The following is a 20,501-nucleotide window of genomic DNA, read 5'->3' as shown; positions in this document are numbered from 1 at the left end:
CCGCGAGACCGGCGGGTCAGACCCAGGGGCAGTTTGAGTTGCGGTCGCCGAAGGTGCCGCCGGTGCGGTAGCGGTCCAGCGTGAACGGCTTGAGCTCGTCGGGCTTCTGGCCGTGCACCATCATCTCGGCGGTGAGCTTGCCCACACCGATCATCTTGAACCCGTGGTTGGAATCGGCGATCACCCAGGCGTTGTCGGCCACGTAGTCGAACACCGGCACGTTGTCGGGGGTGAACGCCCCGATGCCGCCGTTGCGGCGTTCCTTGAAGTACGGCCGCAGGTCTTCCAGCCGCTTGAAGAGCATGCCCAGCGTGGCGCAGTAGTAGTCGGCGAACCACTCCTCGGCCTGGTACTCGTCGTTCAGGTGGCCGTAGGGCTCCACTGCCGCTCTCGGCCCGATCTTGATCGGGATCGTGCCGCCCTGCAGGCCGGGTGCGCCCACCCGCTCCGCGGCGTAGCGCGTGTACGAATAGAAGTGGTCCTTGAGGAACCGGCCGTCAGGTGAGTACACCGGCGTGTTCATGAGCTCCACGTGCAGCACCGGCGAGTCGCGGTGCTGGGCGGTGCGGAAGTCGACGCCGGGGGGGAGCAGCACCTCGCCCTCGAGCAGCCGCCAGTAGGTCCACATGTCCATCTGCTCCTCGACGTGCCCGTCGGGGTACAGCACGTCGAGCTGGCTGGGACCGCCCAGCCATTCCCAGTGCGTCGGCGTCCACGCTCCCGCACCCACCACGACCTGCTCGCACGCGATCGACCCTTGGGTGGTGTCGACCGCGGTGACCGAGCCCGAGTTGTCGAACTGGTAGCCGGTCACGGTGGCGCCGTACACCCGCTGCACGCCCCACTGGCGGCACTTCTGGTCGAGACCCCACACGGCCAGGTGCGTGCCGGCGTAGCCAGAGCGGTGCTCGTGCAGCACCACGTCGCAGTTGTCGGTCTTGAAATCGGGCCACAGGTTGGTGAGAAAGGCACGGGCTTCTGCACCGGTGTAGACGTCGGATGGGTAGCCGCTCGCCGCCTGGGACGCCTGCAGCTTGAGATAGTCGTCGGTCTGGTTGGCCTCGCCCACCGACACGTAGCCGACCTGCTGGAAGCCGAGGTTCACGGGGTCTGACTCCCACACTTCCACGCTGGCTCGCAGGATGGCGTGCAGCGGCCCGGTCATGTACATGTTGCGGACACAGCCGCAGGCCAGCCCGGTGGCGCCTGCCCCCGGGCCCTGCTTGTCGATCAGCACCACGTCGCTGCCGGAGCCTTTGCCGGTGCGCTCGAGGTACATGGCCAGGTGGTAGGCGCTCGACAGCCCGTGCACGCCCGCACCCACCACCACGAAGCGGGCGTGAGGCGGCAATGGCACGGCGTCGAACACCGGGATGGCGGCCGGGTTGACCGCCTGGCCGTCCACCTCCGGCGGCAGGGGCCGGTTGGCGAACGGGTACCACTGGTTGTGCCCAGTGGGATTGGGTACCGGTGGATTGGGGATGGTGTTGGTCATCGCTGTCCTTCTTTCAATTGGAGATCACGTCGGGTCGTCGGCGGGCGGGAGCCGGTAGTCGGCTCCCAGTGTCCGCCAGATCATGGGGACGCCGGGCCGGTACGCGAGGTGGTAGCGGTTGGGTGCGTCCAGGATGGTCACGTGAGCCGGACTGCCGTTGGTGAGCCGCCCAACGTCAGTCCGGCCCAGCGCGACTGCCCCGCCGACCGTCACTGCGGCGACGGCTTCGTCGATCGTCATGCCCATGTCGCGCACTGCCATGGCAATGCAGAACGAGATGGACGTGGTGTAGCTCGAGCCCGGGTTGCAGTTCGAGGCCATCGCCACCTTGACGCCGGCATCGATGGCCCGCCGGGCATCCGGGTACGGCTGGCGGGTCGAGAAATCAGTCGCCGGCAGGAACGTGGCCACGGTGTCACTGCCGGCCAGAGCCTCGATGTCGTCGTCGGAGAGGTAGGTGCAGTGGTCCACCGACGCAGCGTCCATCTCGACAGCGAGCTGCACGCCCGGTCCGTGGCCGAGCTGGTTGCCGTGCACGCGCAGGCCCAGCCCGGCGTCCCGACCCGCCTCGAGCACCGCCCGGGACTGCTCGACGTTGAACGCGCCGGTCTCGCAGAACACGTCGATCCAGCGGACGTGATCCCGGACCGCGTCCAGCATCGGCCCGCACACCAGGTCGATGTAGTCGTCGGCCCGTCCCGCGTATTCGCTGGGCAGCAGGTGAGCTCCCAGGAACGTGGCTTCGGGGGTGACCTCTGCAGCCAGCAAGGCAAGCTCGACCTCGGAGTCGAGTGACAGCCCGTATCCGGTCTTGATCTCCACCGTGGTGGTGCCCGCCCGGTGTGCCTCGGCCAGCCGTTGGGCGAGCGAGGCAGCCAGAGCGTCGCGGCCGGCGCCGCGGGTGGCCTCGGTGGTCACCCGGATCCCGCCGCCGTCGTAGGGCTCGCCCGCCATCCGCCGGGTGAACTCCTCTGAGCGGTCGCCTGCGAAGACCAAGTGGGTGTGGGAGTCGACGAATCCGGGCAGCACGCACCGGCCGCCGGCATCCAGGCGCTCGTCGGCAACGGCACCCGATGGGCCCACCGCAACCACCGTGTCGCCGTCGATGACCAGCGACGCATCGGTGAGCACGCCCAGCGGGCCGTCCCCCAGCTCGGGGTCGTTAGTCACCAGCTCACCGATGTTGTCGATCACTAAGGAAGTGCGCGGATTGGCGGACCGTTCCTTCGCGTCGCCTATTTCTTCCCGCTCTTGTTCGCTTCGCTCACGGGCCGCTCGGGCCCCGGCTTCGCCCTGCATTTTCCGCTCTTGTTCGCTGCGCTCACGGGCCGCTCGGGCCCGGGGCTCAGCCTCTGCGGTCATGGCGCGGTGACCTCCGTGATGGCTGCGGCCAGTTCGGCCGCGACATCGATCGTGGTGTGGCGACCGTCGCGCACGACGGTCCTGCCGCCCACCACGAGGTGATGCACATCGGCGCTGGAGGCGCCGAAGATCGTCGCTGCCAGCGCGGAATCGGCGTCAGCTCCGGCCGTCCGCACCGAGTCGAGCCCCACCGTTGCGAAGTCGGCGAGCGCGCCCGCCTCCAACCGGCCCCCCTCCGTCCAACCGAGCGAACGGCAGCCGCCTGAGGTGGCCATCTCCGCCAGCGACTCGGCGCTGAACACGCCGCGGACGCCAGAGGCCGCCCGCTGGTCCAGCTCGACCGTACGAGCTTCCTCGAAGAGATCGACGGTGGCGTGGGAGTCCGAGCCGAGGCACAGCGCGGCTCCCTGGCGGGACAGACCGACGCTGGGTCCCGTGCCGTCAGCAAGGTCCCGTTCGGTGGACGGGCACAGGCAGCACAACGCTCCCGCCTCGCCGATCATGGTCTGGTCACGGCCGCTGGCATGCGTGGCGTGCACCACGGTCGTACCCGCACCGAGCCCTCCGGCTTGAGCGATCACCTCGATGGGAGACATGCCGTGAACGGCGACGCACTGCTCATTCTCCGCAGGCTGCTCGGAAGCGTGGAAGTGCAGCGGGGCGCCGCGCTCGCGTGACCAGTCCGCCGCCGCCTTGATCGATGGCGGATCGACCGCCCGCACGGAGTGCACCGCGGCGCCGATGCGCACCGTCGGACCGGATGCCGTCGAGGCCAGGCGCTCTACCCGGTCGATCCACCGGTCGGCGCTGCCGTCGCCGAAGCGGGCTTGGGACGGTGCCAGCGGCCCGTAGCCGTCGTCCAGCGCGGAGTCGAGTCCGCCGTGGAGGTACAGCGTGTCGAGCAAGGTCAGGCGGATGCCGGCGTCGGCGGCCGCGTCCACCATCGCTGCACCCATGGCATTGGGATCGTCGTAGGAATCCCCGCCGGGGCGGTGATGGACATAGTGGAATTCCCCGACCGTCCCGATTCCGGCCAGCGCCATCTCGGCGAACACGGCCCGGGCCAGCCTGCGGTAGGAGTCGGGGTCGAGCCGGCCCGCCACCCGGTACATCAGGTCACGCCAGCTCCAGAAGCTGCCTCGCCCAGCGTGAGTGCGGCCCCGCAGGGCCCGGTGGAACGCGTGGCTGTGCGCGTTCGCCAATGCCGGCAGGGTCAGTCCCGCCAGCGGCACGGCGCCCTCGGGCCGGACCGGCACACCGGCGCACACCGCGGAGATGCGATCGCCGTCGACCGCGATCACCACGCCCTCGGAGGCGCGGGAACCGCCGAGCCAGGCCAGTTCGCACCAGTAATGCGCCGTCATGTTCCAACTTGCTGGTTGAAGCGGGTGATGCGCTCGATGAACGCGTCGCGGTGGTGGCGCTGGAACTCGTCCCAGGTGCACAGGGTGGACGGGTCGGCACGGTCGGTGATCAGCACGCCGTCGAGGTGGTCGCACTCGTGCTGCCAAGTACCCGCAGTCAGGCCACGCGCGGTAATGCAGTGCTCGGCGCCTTCGCGGTCGAGGTAGCGGACTCCCAGGTTGACCGAGCGGACCACGTCGCCCCGCAATGGCACCGACAGGCAGCCCTCGTTGATCACCACGGTCTCGTCGTCGAGCACTTCCAACTCGGGGTTGATGGCCACGGTCAAGGGGATCGGCGGCTTGTAGGGGTAGCGGGGATTGTCGTTGACCTCGATGACGACGATCCGGGCGGTCTCGCCGATCTGGTTGGCAGCCAAGCCCGCACCGTTGGCATGGCGCATCGTGTCGATGAGGTCGTCGATGACGGCCTGCACACGCTCACCGGCTATGTCGGCTGGCGGCACGGCGGTGGCCGTCTCACGCAGCACCGGGTGGCCGATGGAGAGGATCTCCTGGACGGTCATGTTGCGTGTCTTCGTGTGCTGGGCTTCATTGCGCGGTCGGTCGGTCCGATGGAATCTGCACGCCGCGCTCGGCGGCCACGTCCCACGCCCGGTCGTAACCGGCGTCGGCATGGCGCATGACGCCCGTACCCGGATCGTTGAGCAGCACCCGTTCCAGCTTCTGCGCGGCCAGGTCGGTCCCGTCGGCCACGCTGACCTGGCCGGCATGGATGGAACGGCCGATGCCCACCCCGCCGCCGTGGTGGATGCTCACCCATGACGCTCCAGACGAGGTGTTGACCATCGCGTTGAGCAGGGGCCAGTCGGCAATGGCATCGCTGCCGTCTGCCATGTCTTCGGTCTCGCGGTAGGGCGAAGCCACCGATCCCGAGTCGAGATGGTCGCGCCCGATGACGATCGGGGCCTTGATCTCGCCTGAGGCGACCAGCTCGTTGAACCGCAGGCCCAGCCGGTGGCGCTCTCCGTAGCCGAGCCAGCAGATCCTCGCCGGCAGGCCCTGGAACGCGACTCGCTCGCCAGCGAGCTTGATCCAACGCTTGAGCGGCTCGTCGTCGGGGAACTCTTCGAGCACCGCCCGGTCAGTGGCGGCGATGTCGGCCGGGTCGCCCGACAGCGCAACCCAGCGGAACGGTCCCTTGCCCTCGCAGAACAGGGGCCGGATGTACGCCGGCAGGAAACCCGGATAGTCGAAAGCCCGCCCGTAGCCGCCGAGCTCGGCCTCGGCCCGCAGGCTGTTGCCATAGTCGAACACCTCGGAACCGGCGTCGAGGAAGCCCACCATCGCCTCCACGTGGGTGGCCATGGCCGACCGGGCGCGGCGTATGAGCTCGTCGGGCTGGTTGCGCCGCATCTCCTCGGACGCCTCGGGCGACAGGTCGTTGGGAACGTAGGTGAGCGGGTCGTGGGCTGACGTCTGGTCGGTGACGATGTCGGCAGCGACGCCGTCTGCCAACAGGCGCGGCATCAGGTCGGCGGCGTTGCCGACTAATCCCACCGACAGCGGGCGGCGAGCCTGCACTGCCTCCTCGCACCGGCGGAGCGCATCGGCGTAGTCGTCGGCGACCACGTCGAGATAGCGGGTCTCCACGCGGCGGGCGACGCGCTCGGGGTCGACCTCGATGCACAGGGCGACCCCTTCGTTCATGGTGATGGCCAGAGGCTGGGCGCCGCCCATGCCGCCCAGCCCGGCGGTGATGGTGAGGGTGCCGGCCAGCGAGCCCCCGAAACGCTTGCGGGCGATGGCGCCGAAGCACTCGTAGGTGCCCTGCAGGATCCCCTGCGTGCCGATGTAGATCCACGACCCCGCAGTCATCTGGCCGAACATGGTCAAACCGAGATGCTCCAGCCGGCGGAACTCGTCCCACGTGCCCCAATCGGGCACCAGGTTGGAGTTCGCGATCAGCACCCGGGGCGCCCATTCATGCGTCTGGACGACGCCGACCGGCTTGCCGGACTGCACCAGCAAGGTCTCGTCGTCGGCCAGGTCGGTCAGCGCCCCGATCATGGCGTGAAATGCGGGCCACGAGCGCGCCGCCCGGCCGGTGCCCCCGTACACGACGAGTTCGTCGGGGCGCTCGGCGACCTCGGGATCCAGATTGTTCTGCAGCATCCGGAAGGCGGCCTCTTGGGGCCAGCTGCGGCACGTCAACGCCGTGCCGGTGGGCGCCCTCACCCCGCCTGGCGGGGCGCTGGCGGCGTGGTCTGTGCTGGTGGCCATAGACAACCTCGGCGCCGGATGTGCGGTGTGCCGCACGTTACTGAGCAACGGCCTATGCTGTCAATATGCAGCAAAAAATTTCAGATAGTGAAATTGCTGCTGCGTCTCCGCTGCACCGGTCACGCTCGGCAGAACGAGTGCTGGAACTGCTCGACACCGTGGTCACCAACGGCGAGCTCAGCCTCACTGCGGCAGCCGCCCGCACGGACATGCCGGCAAGCACGGCGCTGCGACATCTGCGCGTGCTGACCGACCGCGGCTATCTCGTCAAGGACACGTCCGGTTCGTACTCGGTGGGTCCGGCGTTCGTGCGCACCGCTCTGGCGTCGCTGCAATCCGGTCCCTACGCCCGGCTCCGGGCCGCTGCGGGGTCAGAGCTCGAACGGCTGGTGGAAGCCACCGAAGAATCCGCATACCTGGCCGTGCGCGACGGCGATGCTGCCGTCTACATCGCCACGGTCGAAGGTCGCCGGGCGATCCGCCACGTCGGCTGGGTGGGCCGCTCGGTGCCGATCGACGGCACCGCCGTGGGCGCGGCGCTGCAGGCCGCTCCCCTGGGCCGTGACACCCGTCCAGCGCCCGTTTTCAATACCGGCGCCATCGAGCCCGACGTCACGGCGGTCTGCGCTCCCATCCACGGCCCCGACGGCGCGATCGCCGCGCTGTCCGTGCTGGGCCCGGCGGACCGGCTCACCGGCACCCGCCTGCAGACGGCGGCCGATGCCGTGGTCGAAGCCGCCGTCGCCACGTCGGCAGCGTTCTCCTCCGTCCCTTCGACTCAGCCTCGGGGATGACGGTGGAACTCGACGGCCCGGGCGTCACCGTCGCCGATGTCGTCGCGGTTGCCCGCCACGGCGAGCATGTTCACCTCAGCGCCGACGCCCTCGACCGGATGGCCGCAGCCCGCCGCATCGTCGAGACGCTGGCCGAAGGCGAGCCGGTCTACGGGATCTCCACCGGCTTCGGTGCCTTGGCGAACACCACGATTCCCTCTGATCGTCGGGTCGCACTGCAGCAATCGCTGATCCGCTCCCACGCCGCCGGGATGGGGCCGCCGGTCGAGGCCGAGGTGGTGCGGGCCATGATGCTCCTGCGCGCACGCACGCTCGCGTTCGGCGCCTCGGGCGCAAGACCGCTCGTCGCGGAGTCGCTGGTGCTCCTGATCAACGCCGGCGTGGTGCCCGTGGTACCCGAGCACGGCTCGCTGGGCGCCAGCGGCGACCTCGCGCCATTGGCCCACGCGGCGCTCGTGCTGATGGGCGAAGGCGACGTCCTCGCTGACGGCGGGGGCACGATCGGCGGGGCCGGAGCCCTGTCGGCGGCGGGCATCGAGCCGCTGGTCCTCGCCGAGAAAGAGGGCCTGGCCCTCACCAACGGCACCGACGGGATCCTGGGAATGCTCTGCCTTGCCGTCCATGATCTCGCCGGACTGCTGAGGGTCGCCGACATCGTGGCTGCCTGCAGCGTCGAGGCGCTGCTGGCCACCGATCGGGCCTTTGCCGCCGACTTGCTGGAGCTGCGGCCCCATCCCGGCCAGCAGGCAAGCGCCGCCAACCTGCGCTCGGTACTGGATGGCTCGCCCATCGTGGCCAGCCACCGCCACGGTGACGACCGGGTGCAGGACGCCTACTCCATCAGGTGCACGCCCCAAGTCCACGGCGCAGCTCGCGACACTCTCGACTTCGCCGCCGACGTGACCGATCGGGAGCTGGCCTCGGCCATCGACAATCCGATGGTGCTGCCCGACGGTCGAGTGGAGTCGTGCGGCAACTTCCACGGAGCTCCGGTGGCGCTGGCAGCCGACTATCTCGCGATCGCCGCGGCCGAAGTCGGCGCCATCGCGGAGCGCCGCATCGACCGGCTGCTCGATCCCAAGCGGTCCGCCGGGCTCCCGCCCTTCCTGGCCGACGACCCTGGCGTGGACAGCGGCCTGATGATCGGCCAGTACACGGCAGCCGCCCTGTGTGCCGAGAACCGCCGCCTGGCCGCACCGGCTGCGGTCGACTCGTTGCCCACCTCCGCCATGCAAGAGGACCACGTGTCGATGGGCTGGGGCGCGGCCCGCAAGCTGCGCCGGGCCGTCGCCAACCTGCGCCGCATCCTCGCCATCGAATGGGTGACCGCTGCCCGCGGCATCGAACTGCGGACACCCCTGCAGCCCGCAGCAGGCACCGCGGCAGCGCTCAGCCGGCTGCGCAACGCAGTTCCGGGCCCCGGCCCCGACCGCTGGCTGTCGCCCGAGCTCGCCGCAGCCGATCAGATGCTCACCGACGAGACCCTCGTACCCGCAGTAGAAGCAGCCACCGGCCCCCTGGCCTGAACCAGCTCAGCCACAGCGCGGAGGGAGGGGGATTCGAACCCCCGGAGGCTTGCGCCTCAACGGTTTTCAAGACCGTCGCAATCGTCCACTCTGCCACCCCTCCGTCGGCCAAGCTACCGGCAGGTCTCGCTGGCACCGGCGGACGGCCGCATCGCGGTTGGTCCCCATGTGGGGCTATCTTGAGTCGGCGCACCTGCCGCTGTCGGCTGGTTGCAATGGAGAGGTGGCCGAGTCCGGTTGAAGGCGCTTCCCTGCTAAGGAAGTAACTGCCGCAAGGTGGTTCGTGGGTTCGAATCCCACCCTCTCCGCACCTCCTATCCGTCCGAAGTGAAACGACCCGTATGAGAAACCGGCTGCTTCGCTTCGCGACCTATGTCGCCGTGGGCGTCGTGACGGGCTTCATCGTCGCCGCAGTCGCCGTGCTCACCGAGAAGGTGCTGCTCGAGCGGGTCCTGAACTTGCCGCCTTGGCAACGGATGATCGCGCCCGCGCTCGGTCTGTGGGGCGCCGTGCTGATGCTGCGCTGGGCTGATGCCGGCCGCCGTCTCGCGCCCTCCACCTCCGAGGAGTACATCCGCGCCTTCCACGACCGCAACCACCCGATGCGGTTTCGGGACCTGCCCGCTCGCCTGCTGGCGGGAATTGTGACGGTCGGCTCCGGCGGTGCAGTCGGTCTTGAGGGTCCGTCCATCTACGCCGGCGCCACCGCGGGCAACGCGATCCAACGGGTTGTCCGCCGGCTGTTCCGGGGCCGGGAGGGCTACGCGCTGCTCGTGGCCGGTGCCGCCGCGGGCGTCAGCGCCATCTTCCAGGCGCCCGCCACCGGCGTGCTGTTCGCACTCGAAGCCCCCTACAAGAGCGACCTGGGCCGCAGGGCGCTGCTGCCTGCGCTGCTCTCGAGTGCCTCCAGTTACGTCGTGTACGTGCTGGTCACCGGCTTCGACGACCGTCCCTTCGAGATCGGCACCGAGATGGTGAGCGTGCAGTTCGGCCGCCAGGAGCTGCTGGGCGCTGCGGTTGTCGGCGCCCTCTGCGGCCTCGCGGCATCGGCGTTCTGCCGCGTGCTGGCCCTGGCCAAGCGCATTCACGCCTCCGACCGGCCGTGGTGGATGATCGCGCTGGGTGCCGGGGGAATCCTGGTGGGTCTCGCTGCGCTGTGCGAGGTGCTGTTCAAGGAGCCGCTGTCGCTGGGCCCCACCGCCGAGGGACAGCTCACGGACTGGGCGCTGAACCCCGAGGCATCGCTGTGGTTGCTCGGCGCCTTGCTGGTGATCAGGATCCTGGCAACCTCCACGGTGCTGGCAGGCGGCGGCGTGGGCGGCGTGTTCATCCCGCTCGCAGTATTCGGCCTGATCGTGGGTCGTCTCGTGGGCGGGTGGATCGAGCTGGGGCCCGAGTCGCTGGCGTTCTTTCCCTTCATCGGCGTCGCGGCGTTTCTGGCAGCCGGCTACCGCACCCCACTTGCGGCGGTGATGTTTGTGGCCGAGTCGACCGGGGCGCCATTATTCGTCGTGCCCGCACTGGTGGCCGTTGCCGTGTCGCAGGTGCTGATCGGCAACGCCTCGGTATCTCAGTTCCAGCGGGACAGTCGCACGGGGCATCTGGAACGCCGTCTCGAGATGCCGGTCAACTCGGCGATGTCCACCGATGTGCCCTCGGTGCGCTCGGACGCCTCGCTGTCCGAGTTCGTGTGGGAGGTCGCGTTGCCCCACAAACAGCTCGAAGCCATCGTGATCGGGCCCGAGCGGGAATTCCTCGGCGTCATCCGGCTCAGCGACACACGCGACGTCGATCGCAACGACTGGGGAACGATCACGTGCGCGGAGGTCATGACCACCGACATCGAACCGGCACGCCCGTCGTGGACGCTGCGCGAAGTCACCGAGGCGATGGCCGATGCCGAAATCGAGCTGTACCCGGTGATCGACAGCGGCGGTCGGATCGCGGGCGTCGTCACCGAGCATGCGATCGTCAAGGTGGTGGACTTCCTCAATGAGACACAGGGCAACGGATGATGAGTGAACCGACGGCTGCAATCGGGTCTGACAGTGCATCCGGCGCGAGGCCGCTAGGGCTGCTCGAAGGGCTGGCCACCACGCGCGCCATCCGGCGCTACCTGCCCGACCCCATCGGAGACGAGGACCTAGCGACGATCCTGTGGCATGCCGGCCGGGCCCCGAGCGGCTCGAACCGGCAGATGTTCCGCTTCGTGGTGCTGCGGGACGGCCCGGTGGCGGTTCAGGCCAAGGCGCTGCTGGGCCGGTGTTTCCGCGAAGGCTGGAATGCGAAGCGCTCCGGCGACGGTTACACCGAGGGCTCCGGCGCCGACGACGACTCGCCCAAAGCCCGCATGGCCCGGACCATGCAGCACTTCGTCGACCACTTCGAGGAGACGCCGGTCGTGATCCTGGCGTGCCTTGTGCGGTACCGCCGGCCCACACCCACCGAGGGAGGTTCGGTGTACCCGGCGGTGCAGAACCTGCTGCTGGCGGCGAGGGCGCTGGGCTACGGCGGCGTCATCACTGGGTGGCATCGCGAGGTCGAGGACGAGCTGCGCGAGCTGATCGGCATCCCTGAGGGCGTGGCCATCCACGCCACGATCCCGCTCGGCCGGCCAGCAGGACGCCACGGCCCGGTGCGACGACGGCCGCTGCGCGAGGTCGTCTACGAGGACCGCTGGGAGCAGGAGGCGCCGTGGGCTGTCGACCCGCCCGGCACGCATTTCGCCTCAGCAGGCCCGCCGCCCGGCTCCCCGACCTAGAACACGGGCGCGCCACCGAGATGGCAGGTCCCTCGGAACTTGCGGTCTCGGCAGCTCTCAGTCAGTGCCAGAGGGACGGTCGGTGTGGCTCCACTGCGACCACGAGCCGATGTACACCTGCGGGCGGCCGAGGCCGGCGCGCTCCATGGCTAGGGCGTCCATGCATGCGCTGACGCCTGAGCCGCAGTACACGACGGCGTTGTTTGCGTCACCGGCCGCCTTCACGCCCTCGGCTCCATAGCGGGCGCGCAGCGTCGCAGCGTCGGCGAAGCGACCCTCGGGGCCGAGGTTGTCGGTCATCGGCACGTTGACCGCGCCGGGGATGTGTCCCGGGCGCGGATCGACCGGCTCGGTTTCGCCACGATAACGATCGCCGCCGCGGGCATCGATCAGGACGACGGCTGGGTCGGCGCCGGCCTCGGCCGCCCCGTCGATGTCTGCGAACGCTGCTTCGGGCCAGGCCCGCACCGGGCACTCGACCGCCGCAGGCACCTGCGGCGCCGTCTCGGTGGCGCCGGTCCACGATCCCAGACCCCCGTCCAGCAGCGCCGCATCGTGGCCGAGCACGCGCAGCATCCAGACCATCCGACCGGCGGCGGTGCCGTTCAGATCGTCGTAGGCCACGACGGGGTCATCCGGACCGATGCCGAGGCTGCCCAAGGATGCGGCGAAGCTCTCGGCGGTGGGCAGTGGATGGCGGCCATGGGCCGGCGTGCCGTGCGCGGACAGATGCGCGTCGAGATCCACCCAGATGGCGCCGGCGATGTGGCCCTCGAGGTAGGCGTCATAACCCGACCGGCCGTCGAGATACCAGCGCACGTCGCACAGCACGATGTCGTCGCGCCCGGCAAGCTCGCTGGCGCTCACCACCGGCGGCAGCGAGGCCATCACCCCTGCCCGAACATCATCAGCCACTGCGCCGCCATCACACGCTCGGCGCAGGGCACCGCTCTCAACCCTGCCCGAACATCATCAGCCACTGCGCCTCGCTGCTTGGCTTGAAGACGTAGTTCATCTGGCGGGTCTGGCCCATGGTGGCGCTGGGCTCGAACGAGTACCGGTGGCCGGGAAACAGCACGGCCGAGTCGGGCACCTTGGCGAGCGTGTCGTGCAGCGAGCGGTACATCGCCGCCGGGTCGCTGCCGGGCAGGTCCATCCGTCCGCAGCCGTCCAAGAACAGCGTGTCGCCGGCCACCAGCGCTCCGGCTATCAAGAAGCACTGGCTGCCGGGCGTGTGCCCAGGGGTGTGCAGCAGTTCGATGTCGATCGCACCCACCGACACCACGTCACCAGGAGCGTGCAGCTCCATGTCGCTCATGGAGATGCCGGTGGTTTTCTGCACCAATTCGGCCTCGGGCGCCTGCAGGTGGATCTTCGTGCCTTGGCGTTCGAGCAGCTGGGCGACGCCCTCGATGTTGTAGCCCATCATGTTCCCGCCGATGTGATCGGCGTGGAAGTGGGTGGCCAGCACGCCGGTGAGCTGCATCTCGTCTTCGGCGAGGATGTCGAGCAGGTCATCGACGGCATACGCCGGGTCCACCACGACCGCCTCGCGGGTCTCCCGGTCGCCGATGAGGTAGGCGAAGTTCACCATCTGGCGGGCGATCGGGTCGCTGGTGGCGAAATCCTGACCCGACAGCAGCTGGCGGAAATACAGCCGGCTCGGTTCGGGCTGGCGCGCCTTCGGCTCGTCGGCAGTGTCGTCACCCATGGCAGCGCACAGTACTCACCAGCCGCGCGCAAAGACATGCCCGGGTTGGCCCGCCGGGCGCCAGCGCGGCAGTATGCGCCCATGAGCCAAACGCCTGCGCCGCTGTCGGACTTCTACGAGATGGACGAATTCCTCTCCGACGAGGAGGTCATGATCCGCGACACGGTCGCCGCGTTCGTGGCCAAGGAGTGGGACCCGATCGTTGGCGAGCACTTCGAGGCCGGCACGTTCCCGATGGAGCTGATCCCGACCATCGCCGACATGGGCCTGCTCGGCATGCACCTCGACGGCTATGGCTGCGCGGGCGCCTCGGCCATGGCGTACGGCGTGGCCTGCCGCGAGCTCGAAGCGGGCGACAGCGGGCTGCGCAGCTTCGTGTCGGTGCAGGGGTCGCTGTGCATGTTCCCGATCTGGCGCTACGGCTCCACCGAGCAGAAGGAGCACTGGCTGCCCCGCATGGCCGCCGGCGAGGTCATCGGCTGCTTCGGGCTGACCGAACCCGACCACGGCTCCGATCCGGCTTCGATGACCACCCGGGCGGTGCGCCGCGGCGACACATGGATCCTCAACGGGGCCAAGCGGTGGATCACCAACGCCGGGCTGGCCGATCTGGCCATCGTGTGGGCCAACACCGACGACGGTTTCCGGGGCTTCCTGGTGCCGACCGATTCGCCCGGTTTCGAGGCTCGCAAGATCCAGAACAAGCTGTCGCTGCGGGCCTCGGTGACCGGCGAGTTCTACATGGACGATGTCGAAGTGCCCGAGTCGATGCGCCTGCCCGACGCGCTCAGCATCGGCGCGCCGCTGAGCTGTTTGTCCGAAGCCCGCTTCGGCATTGCTTTCGGGGCCGTGGGTGTGGCCCGTTGTTGCTACGAACAGGCGCTCAGCTACCAGCTCGAACGCCCCCAGTTCGGCAAGCCGCTGGCCAGCTTCCAGATCAGCCAGATCAAGTTCGCCGACATGCTCACCGACATCACCAACGCCAACCTGCAGGCCATGCGGCTGGGCCAGCTCAAGGAACAGCACCGGCTGAGACCGCATCACATCTCGATGGCCAAGCGGCACAACTGCCGTGTGGCCATCGACACGGCCCGCACCGCCCGGGCGATGATGGGCGCCAACGGCGTCTCGACGGAATACGCACCGATGCGCCATGCGGCGAACATGGAATCGGTCATGACCTACGAGGGCACCGAGGAAATCCACGGGCTGATCCTGGGCCAGCAGATCACCAGCATTCCCGCCTTCCGCTGACAGCGCGCACGGCTGGGTGACAGCGTGGGCGCGCCATGGTCTCGCGACCGACACTGAACTGCAATGGCGCTGCCGGAACGATCACGGGACCATGAGCGTCACTCAGGTAGCGCCGCTCGACGAGCGGCCAACCAAGGGAGGGGACGCCATGGGGTTACCAAGCAACCGCCGGACCAGCAGTTCGTCGGGCAGATGGGCACGACGGCTGGCCGTCGCAGCGGCGCTGCTGGTGCTGATGTCCGCCTGCGCTGGCAGCGGAGACGACGACTCTGCCGACGGCGACGCACCGGCAGCAACCGTGGAGATGGCCTCCGAAGATGCACCGACAGCCGCGCCAGCCTCGGCCGACATGATGATGGAGGAAGAGGATGGCCCCTTCATGGCCGAAGGTGACATGGAGGTGGTCGAAGCTGCCATGGCCGCCGATGAGGACATGTCGGACGACGCGGGCACGAGCGCCCTAGCAGCGGGTGCGCCTGCCGTGCCTGCAGATCTCGGCCGGGACATCATCCGCACAGCCCGTATCGCGGTCGAAACCGCCGACGTGGCTGCCGCCGCCGACCGGGCCACGTCGATCATCGAAGAACTCGGCGGGTTCACGTTCTCTCAGGACACCCGTACCCAGGGCCGCGCCCATACAACCCTGACGTTCAAAGTCCGGCCGGAACAATTCACGACAGCGTTGGCGCGACTGTCCAGTGTCGGCGAGCTGGTGGAGCAGACCGTCAGTGCCGAAGACGTCACCGACATCGTCGTGGACCTGAACAGCCGCATCTCGACCGCCGAGATCAGCGTGAACCGTCTGCGCGAGTTCCTGTCGCAGGCCACCGACGTGGAGGGCGTGGCCGAACTGGAACGGGAACTGGCCAATCGCGAGTCCGACCTGGAACGGCTTCGAGGGCAGCTGCGCTCGCTGCGAGACCGGGTGGACCTGGCCACGATCACGCTGTCGATCACCGAGTCCGTGGAGGCAGTTCCGCCCACCTCGGTGATCTTCCGGGCCTGGCTGGCCGAGAGCGATGAAGACCCCTGCCTCGGCTTCAAGGACGTGCCCGTGCCGCCGGACAGCGAGGTCGGCTTCTGCATCGAACTCGAGAACGACGGCGAGACAGCACTTACTGAGGTCAGCCTCAGCTCGAACGCGCTGCGTTTCTCGAACGACGACCTGACCGTGCCCGACGGCACGAGCCTGGATCGGATCGAGCCCGGCGAGCGTGCGGTTGCGACGCTGTACGAGACGGTCGAAGACGGACGCATCGCTGGACGGGTGGCCACACGAGGGTTGGAGATCGACGTGCGCCTCAGCGCCGTACCGGTGACCGGCAGCGGGGAAGAACTGGCACGGCTCGCGCGAGTCGAGGGTCTCCATCTCTTCGTCATCGAAGACGACACGCCGCCGACCTTCGGCGATGCGCTGAGCGGCGGCTGGAATGCACTGGTTGCCGTCGGCAACGGCGTGCTGCTCATCTTCGGTGCGCTGCTGCCGTTCCTGCCGGTCATCGCGATCGCACTCGTCGTGGCGTGGTGGTGGACGCGCCGCCGCCGAGCCCGCAGCTCAGCCACGTAGCAACCGCACAGCATCGGACATATTCGGACCTCCGTTGGTCATGTCCGTTTGTGTCCGATACAGCCTGCCAGACTCGCCTCATGCAGGTATCGGCCGTGCGCACGACGGGCATCTACTGCCGGGCGGATTGCTCGGCGCAACCGCTGCCGCACAACGTGACGCAGTACTCCAACCCGGTGGCCGCAGAGGCGAACGGATTCCGCCCATGCCTGCGCTGCCATCCAGAACGCCAAGCCGGGTCGCTCGCCGATCTGGACGTGCCTGCGCCGGTCGGGGCGGCCCTGCTGCGGATCAGCGACGGCTACCTGGACAACCACGACGAAGAGGCGCTCGCGGCGCACGTGGGCTACAGCGCCCGCCAACTGCGGCGGCTGTTCGAGCACCACGTCGGGGCGACGCCCACCACCATCGCCCGCTCACGCCGTGCGCACTTTGCCCGCTGCCTGATCGACGACACCGACCTGACGTTCGGCGAGATCGCCCGCGCTGCGGGCTTCGGTGGGCCGCGCCAACTGCACCGGGCCATCACTTCGGTGTTCTGCTTCACGCCCACCGAACTGCGTTCAAAGCGGCGGCAGGGCGAGCGCCCTCAGCTCGACGGCGGTCTCGTGCTCACGGTGCCGTACCTGGCGCCGTTCGACTTCGAGGCGTTCATCTCGCACCAGGCCGCCCGCGTCATCGCCGGGGTCGAAGCCGTCGGCGTTGATCCCGGCGGGAACCCCAGCTATATCCGCAGCTTCAGCGCCTGCGGTCACCCCGGCATCGCCGAACTGGCGATGCCCGACAACGCCGCCTCTATGGCGGGCGTGCCCAACGGCACCGCCGCTGTGCCTGAGGATGCCGGTGGCGAACGCAACCAGCTGCAACTGCGGCTGCACCTGCCGACGTACGACTCGATCATCGATGCAGTAAGCCGCTGCCGGGCGATGCTCGGCGCGGACGAAGACCCGTTGCCGGCCGAAGCCGCTCTCGCAGACGATCCGCTCATCGGTCCCCTGGTGCGCCACGCGCCCGGGCTGCGAGTGCCGCGGTCGTGGGACCGGTTCGAGACCGCCATACGCATCGTCGTCAACCAGCAGATCTCACTGGCAGCGGCCTCCACGATGTGCAGCCGGATTGCTCAGCGCTTCGGCACGCCCTTCGACGCCCCGTCGGAGTGCTGCGTCGACGTCCAGGTGCCCCTGACCCACCTGTTCCCGGGTGCGGCGAACCTGGCCGACGCCGGACCGTCCGGGCTCGCCGGGCTGGGCTTCACCCAGCGACGCATCGACACCATCGTGGGCCTGTCGAAGGCCGTAGCGAGCGGCGATCTCGACTTGAGCGCCGCTGACACGCTTGAAGACACCGTGGAACGGCTGTGCGAACTGCCCGGCATCGGCCCGTGGACCGCGCACCTCATCGCCATGCGGGTCTTGGGCCACGACGATGCGTTCCCCGCCTCAGACCTCGGTCTGCGCCGGGCCGCCGAGGGTCTGCTGGGCCACCCCGTCTCCGCCGGTGAGCTGGAGGCGCTGGCCGAGTCGTGGCGCCCCTACCGTTCGTGGGCTGCACAGCACCTGTGGCATGCCGCCGCGGCGTCCAGTCCACGCCCACCAGATTCTCGCTCGCACTGACCCCATCCCGATCCAGGAAACGACACATGAATCCACCGCCGTCCACCGCAAGCAGCGCCGTCCCAGACCAAGATGCGCATTGGCACACCACCATCGACAGTCCCATCGGGCCATTGGGCCTCGTGGCGACCGACGAGGGACTGCGTGCCGTGTCGTGGCGCGGCGACGAGACATCGGTCAAGCTGCCCGACGACATGGTCGAAGCGCCCGACCATCCGATCCTGCGTCAAGCAGCGCATCAGCTCAACGAGTACTTCGACGGCGACCGCACCAGCTTCGACGTGCCGCTCGACCTGCGCGGCACCCCGTTCCAAGAGGCAGCCTGGCGAGCACTCGGCGACATCCCCTACGGCAGCACCCGCAGCTACGGCGAGCAGGCCGCGCTCATCGGCAGGCCCAAGGCTGTGCGAGCCATCGGCCAGGCCAACGGCCGCAACCCGGTGCCGATCGTGCTCCCCTGCCACCGAGTCATCGGCGCCGACGGCTCGCTCACCGGATTCGGCGGCGGACTCGACCTCAAGACCCAGCTGCTCCAGCACGAAGGCGCGCTGTAGCCGGCGCATGCACGGTCGCACAAGGACCGCGGGCGGGCAACCCTGATCATGACGAACACTCAGCTCGTCACCGACGTCCGACGCTCGCTCGCCGAACATGCCAACCCCGACAAAGCCGAACCCATGCGCGCCTACATGAAGTCGGAGATGCCCTATCGCGGCGTACAGAAGCCGGCCCGCCGCAAGCTGCTCAACGCACTCCTGCGCGCTTACCCATTCGACGACAAGACGAGCTGGCAGAACACGGTTTTCGAGCTCTGGCGCAACGCCGAGTTCCGGGAGGAGCGCTACATCGCCCTCGACATCGCCGGCGCGCCGAAGTGCCGGCCCTTCCGCACGCTCGACACGCTGCCGATGTTCGAAGAGTTCGTCGTGACCGGCGCCTGGTGGGACTACGTCGACGACATCGCCACGCACCGCTTGCGTGAGCTGCTCGAGGCATACCCCGGCGACATGCCCGGCCACATGCGCTCATGGAGCGGCGACAGCGACATGTGGAAGCGCAGGTCATCGATCATCTGCCAGATCAACAGAAAGGACGAGACCGATCTCGACCTGCTCTTCGATTGCATCGAACCCAACCTGTCCCACACCGACTTCTTCATCCGCAAGGGCATCGGGTGGGCGTTGCGCTCGCTCGCATGGACCGACCTGCCGACCGTCGAGAACTACGTCGCCCGCAACCGCGACCGCATGAGCACACTGTCCGCTCGCGAAGCCCTCAAGAACGCCGACAAAATCCGGCGCGCTTCGTGAACCACCGCTGGCGCTGCCGCTCTCGGTGCAGTCATGAGTTCGGCACCTGGTCTGACCGGGAAGTCCGCAACCATCTAGACGTCGCTCCACGTTTCGTCTGACGCAGTTCCACGTATCTTGGGTTCTACGGCCTGTTTACAAGTTCAGGGGCCAGAAGCGTGACATCACGATAGGCGGTACCCCACCGAGGCCAGCAATTACTCCTCGTTCCACCAAGCTGCCGTCGCCTCGTTGAGCTGGGCCTCGGTCAACTCAAGAACATAAGACCAGGAGTCCGAGGCGTATGCCCAAGCCTTGGCCGACCGGGCCCAAGCCGCTCTCATCTCTGGGTCCTCACTGGCCCCCTTCCGTGCATTTGCCTCGTCCCATGCGGCCACGGCTGCCACACCCGCAGCACGAGAACTCCACCACGCCTCCTCCGCCAAGGCCATCGCCCCCGCCTGATCCTCAAGATCCATCCCTGCCGACAGCTCCGCCCAGCTCGCTTTGCCCAGCGCTTCGCCGGCCAGGCTCAACGCTTGTCTCCAGACGTCGTCGCCTTCGTCCCACTCGAAACCTCCTCGGAGGCCGTCTCTCATCATCCCGGTGAATGCCGCACGCGTAGCCCCGTGCGCATGTGACACAGTCCCGATCAGGTCCCCGTTGCCCCATGTCTTCCCTGCATATCCGTAGGCAGCCTTCGCCGCCTCCAACGGATCCTCGGCCAAGGTCTGCTCAAATGGCGAAAGCACCTCAGGCGCTGGCTCGGCAACCTCTCCGCGCCCCCATCCCAGCCATGCCGAGACGACCAGAAGAAACCCAAGCCCACCAGCCCAGGCGAGCACTCTGAAGCGGTCCTTCCGCTGCTGCTCGGGTGCTGGGCGTTCGAAGTTGGCCTCCTCGCGAGCCATCGGGCGGTCCCCTCCAGTTCAGAGTCAGTCTCCGCTCATTCTCAGCGCTGCCATTCCGATACCAGAAGGGATTTCGACGTGCGGGGTCTTTCGATCTGGGAATGGCCTCTGCTGAAGCACGACAGGGAGCACTGAGAACGCCCCCAAAGTAGTCAGCACCCCAGGCGGGGGCAACCCTCTCCACGAGAAGCTGCGCCTCGAATCACATCAATGTGAGTCGAACGCGATGGCGTGGTCCCACGGCAGAGTCGCGAGTCCTATGCCAAGTGCTAAGGGCCTGCTCAACGCCCAGCTTGGGGCGGTGCGCGCGATGCTGCGCACAATCACCGATCATGCCCTGACCAACGCGCAGCGGGAAGATCTACTAGGGAGTGCTCCGGCTTGAAGATTGTCGCATCGACCTCACCCATAGTCGACCATCGCCGCGTTGCCATTGCTCCGTGCATCCACTCGAATCGCGAACCGCGCCCTGCCAGAACCGCGGGAGGCACGACTACAACTGCCACCGGCACCACACCAACTTCGGCGGACCACCCGCATCACGCGCGCGGAAGCTCATGCGAACCGGCTC

At 68.4% G+C, this 20,501-nt stretch carries 17 protein-coding genes and 2 tRNA genes; 10 read left to right on the top strand and 9 right to left on the bottom strand.

All coding sequences use genetic code 11. From position 1 onward, the window contains the following. Window positions 1-16: 16 nt before the first annotated feature. From ACOGW9_RS02490 to hutU, 5 genes are read right to left on the bottom strand one after another with little or no spacing between them, the layout of a single operon-like run. Window positions 17-1,495 carry an NAD(P)/FAD-dependent oxidoreductase gene (locus ACOGW9_RS02490; RefSeq protein WP_419908045.1) on the bottom strand — a complete coding sequence of 493 codons (1,479 nt, stop codon included), beginning with the start codon at window positions 1,493-1,495 and terminating at the stop codon, window positions 17-19. A gap of 24 nt (window positions 1,496-1,519) precedes the next feature. After that, window positions 1,520-2,857, bottom strand: a complete 1,338-nt coding sequence (hutI, locus tag ACOGW9_RS02485; RefSeq protein WP_419908043.1) for an imidazolonepropionase — start codon at window positions 2,855-2,857, stop codon at window positions 1,520-1,522. After that, window positions 2,854-4,221: a formimidoylglutamate deiminase gene (locus ACOGW9_RS02480; protein WP_419908041.1), complete on the bottom strand. Its 1,368-nt coding sequence runs from the start codon at window positions 4,219-4,221 to the stop codon at window positions 2,854-2,856. The genes hutI and ACOGW9_RS02480 overlap by 4 nt, the downstream gene beginning before the upstream one ends. Next, complete coding sequence (gene def, locus ACOGW9_RS02475) at window positions 4,218-4,787, bottom strand: peptide deformylase (RefSeq protein WP_419908039.1); 570 nt, start codon at window positions 4,785-4,787, stop codon at window positions 4,218-4,220. The genes ACOGW9_RS02480 and def overlap by 4 nt, the downstream gene beginning before the upstream one ends. Window positions 4,788-4,812: 25 nt before the next feature. Further along, the gene (gene hutU, locus ACOGW9_RS02470) at window positions 4,813-6,504 is read right to left on the bottom strand and encodes a urocanate hydratase (RefSeq protein WP_419908036.1); all 1,692 of its coding nucleotides are present in this window, start codon (window positions 6,502-6,504) and stop codon (window positions 4,813-4,815) included. A 137-nt stretch (window positions 6,505-6,641) separates the two neighbouring features. Between hutU and ACOGW9_RS02465 the strand changes: the two genes are divergently transcribed. Together ACOGW9_RS02465 and hutH are read left to right on the top strand one after the other, a co-directional pair. After that, window positions 6,642-7,298 (top strand): IclR family transcriptional regulator, encoded by a 657-nt coding sequence (locus ACOGW9_RS02465; protein ID WP_419908034.1) that lies wholly within the window; start codon window positions 6,642-6,644, stop codon window positions 7,296-7,298. Then, window positions 7,295-8,824: a histidine ammonia-lyase gene (gene hutH / locus ACOGW9_RS02460; protein ID WP_419908032.1), complete on the top strand. Its 1,530-nt coding sequence runs from the start codon at window positions 7,295-7,297 to the stop codon at window positions 8,822-8,824. Before ACOGW9_RS02465 ends, hutH begins: the two co-directional genes overlap by 4 nt. Window positions 8,825-8,842: 18 nt before the next feature. Here hutH and ACOGW9_RS02455 read toward each other — a convergent pair. Beyond that, window positions 8,843-8,927 (bottom strand) — tRNA-Ser (locus ACOGW9_RS02455). A gap of 114 nt (window positions 8,928-9,041) precedes the next feature. On the opposite strand from ACOGW9_RS02455, the gene ACOGW9_RS02450 reads away from it, so the two are divergent. The 3 genes from ACOGW9_RS02450 (at window position 9,042) to ACOGW9_RS02440 (ending at window position 11,585) form a co-directional block, all read left to right on the top strand. Then, window positions 9,042-9,132: transfer RNA gene (locus ACOGW9_RS02450), tRNA-Ser, on the top strand. Between the two features lie 33 nt (window positions 9,133-9,165). Next, on the top strand, window positions 9,166-10,839 hold the full coding sequence (locus tag ACOGW9_RS02445) for a chloride channel protein (protein ID WP_419908030.1): 1,674 nt from the start codon (window positions 9,166-9,168) through the stop codon (window positions 10,837-10,839). Then, window positions 10,839-11,585, top strand: coding sequence for a nitroreductase family protein (locus tag ACOGW9_RS02440; protein WP_419908028.1), 747 nt, complete (start codon window positions 10,839-10,841; stop codon window positions 11,583-11,585). Before ACOGW9_RS02445 ends, ACOGW9_RS02440 begins: the two co-directional genes overlap by 1 nt. Window positions 11,586-11,642: 57 nt before the next feature. Here the strand turns inward: ACOGW9_RS02440 and ACOGW9_RS02435 are convergent, their stop codons facing one another. Continuing rightward, entirely contained in the window at window positions 11,643-12,500 is an 858-nt protein-coding gene (locus tag ACOGW9_RS02435) for a sulfurtransferase (protein WP_419908026.1), read from the bottom strand. Between the two features lie 37 nt (window positions 12,501-12,537). Beyond that, window positions 12,538-13,296 carry an MBL fold metallo-hydrolase gene (locus tag ACOGW9_RS02430; RefSeq protein WP_419908024.1) on the bottom strand — a complete coding sequence of 253 codons (759 nt, stop codon included), beginning with the start codon at window positions 13,294-13,296 and terminating at the stop codon, window positions 12,538-12,540. Between the two features lie 81 nt (window positions 13,297-13,377). Between ACOGW9_RS02430 and ACOGW9_RS02425 the strand changes: the two genes are divergently transcribed. From ACOGW9_RS02425 to ACOGW9_RS02405, 5 genes are all read left to right on the top strand, one after another. Then, window positions 13,378-14,550 (top strand): acyl-CoA dehydrogenase family protein, encoded by a 1,173-nt coding sequence (locus ACOGW9_RS02425; RefSeq protein ID WP_419908022.1) that lies wholly within the window; start codon window positions 13,378-13,380, stop codon window positions 14,548-14,550. A 91-nt stretch (window positions 14,551-14,641) separates the two neighbouring features. Next, window positions 14,642-16,117, top strand: coding sequence for a DUF4349 domain-containing protein (locus tag ACOGW9_RS02420; RefSeq protein ID WP_419908019.1), 1,476 nt, complete (start codon window positions 14,642-14,644; stop codon window positions 16,115-16,117). 80 nt (window positions 16,118-16,197) lie between these two features. After that, the gene (locus ACOGW9_RS02415; RefSeq protein WP_419908017.1) at window positions 16,198-17,730 is read left to right on the top strand and encodes an AlkA N-terminal domain-containing protein; all 1,533 of its coding nucleotides are present in this window, start codon (window positions 16,198-16,200) and stop codon (window positions 17,728-17,730) included. A gap of 26 nt (window positions 17,731-17,756) precedes the next feature. Further along, window positions 17,757-18,284 (top strand): methylated-DNA--[protein]-cysteine S-methyltransferase, encoded by a 528-nt coding sequence (locus tag ACOGW9_RS02410; RefSeq protein WP_419908015.1) that lies wholly within the window; start codon window positions 17,757-17,759, stop codon window positions 18,282-18,284. 48 nt (window positions 18,285-18,332) lie between these two features. Next, window positions 18,333-19,040: a DNA alkylation repair protein gene (locus ACOGW9_RS02405; RefSeq protein WP_419908013.1), complete on the top strand. Its 708-nt coding sequence runs from the start codon at window positions 18,333-18,335 to the stop codon at window positions 19,038-19,040. Window positions 19,041-19,237: 197 nt separating this feature from the next. Here the strand turns inward: ACOGW9_RS02405 and ACOGW9_RS02400 are convergent, their stop codons facing one another. Further along, window positions 19,238-19,930: a hypothetical protein gene (locus ACOGW9_RS02400; RefSeq protein WP_419908011.1), complete on the bottom strand. Its 693-nt coding sequence runs from the start codon at window positions 19,928-19,930 to the stop codon at window positions 19,238-19,240. Window positions 19,931-20,501 lie beyond the last annotated feature (571 nt).

The organism is Candidatus Poriferisodalis sp. (genome assembly GCF_965203655.1).
GTDB lineage: Bacteria > Actinomycetota > Acidimicrobiia > Acidimicrobiales > Poriferisodalaceae > Poriferisodalis.
Note: the sequence above shows the minus strand (reverse complement) of the source record. Positions and strands in the feature narration are given on the sequence as shown.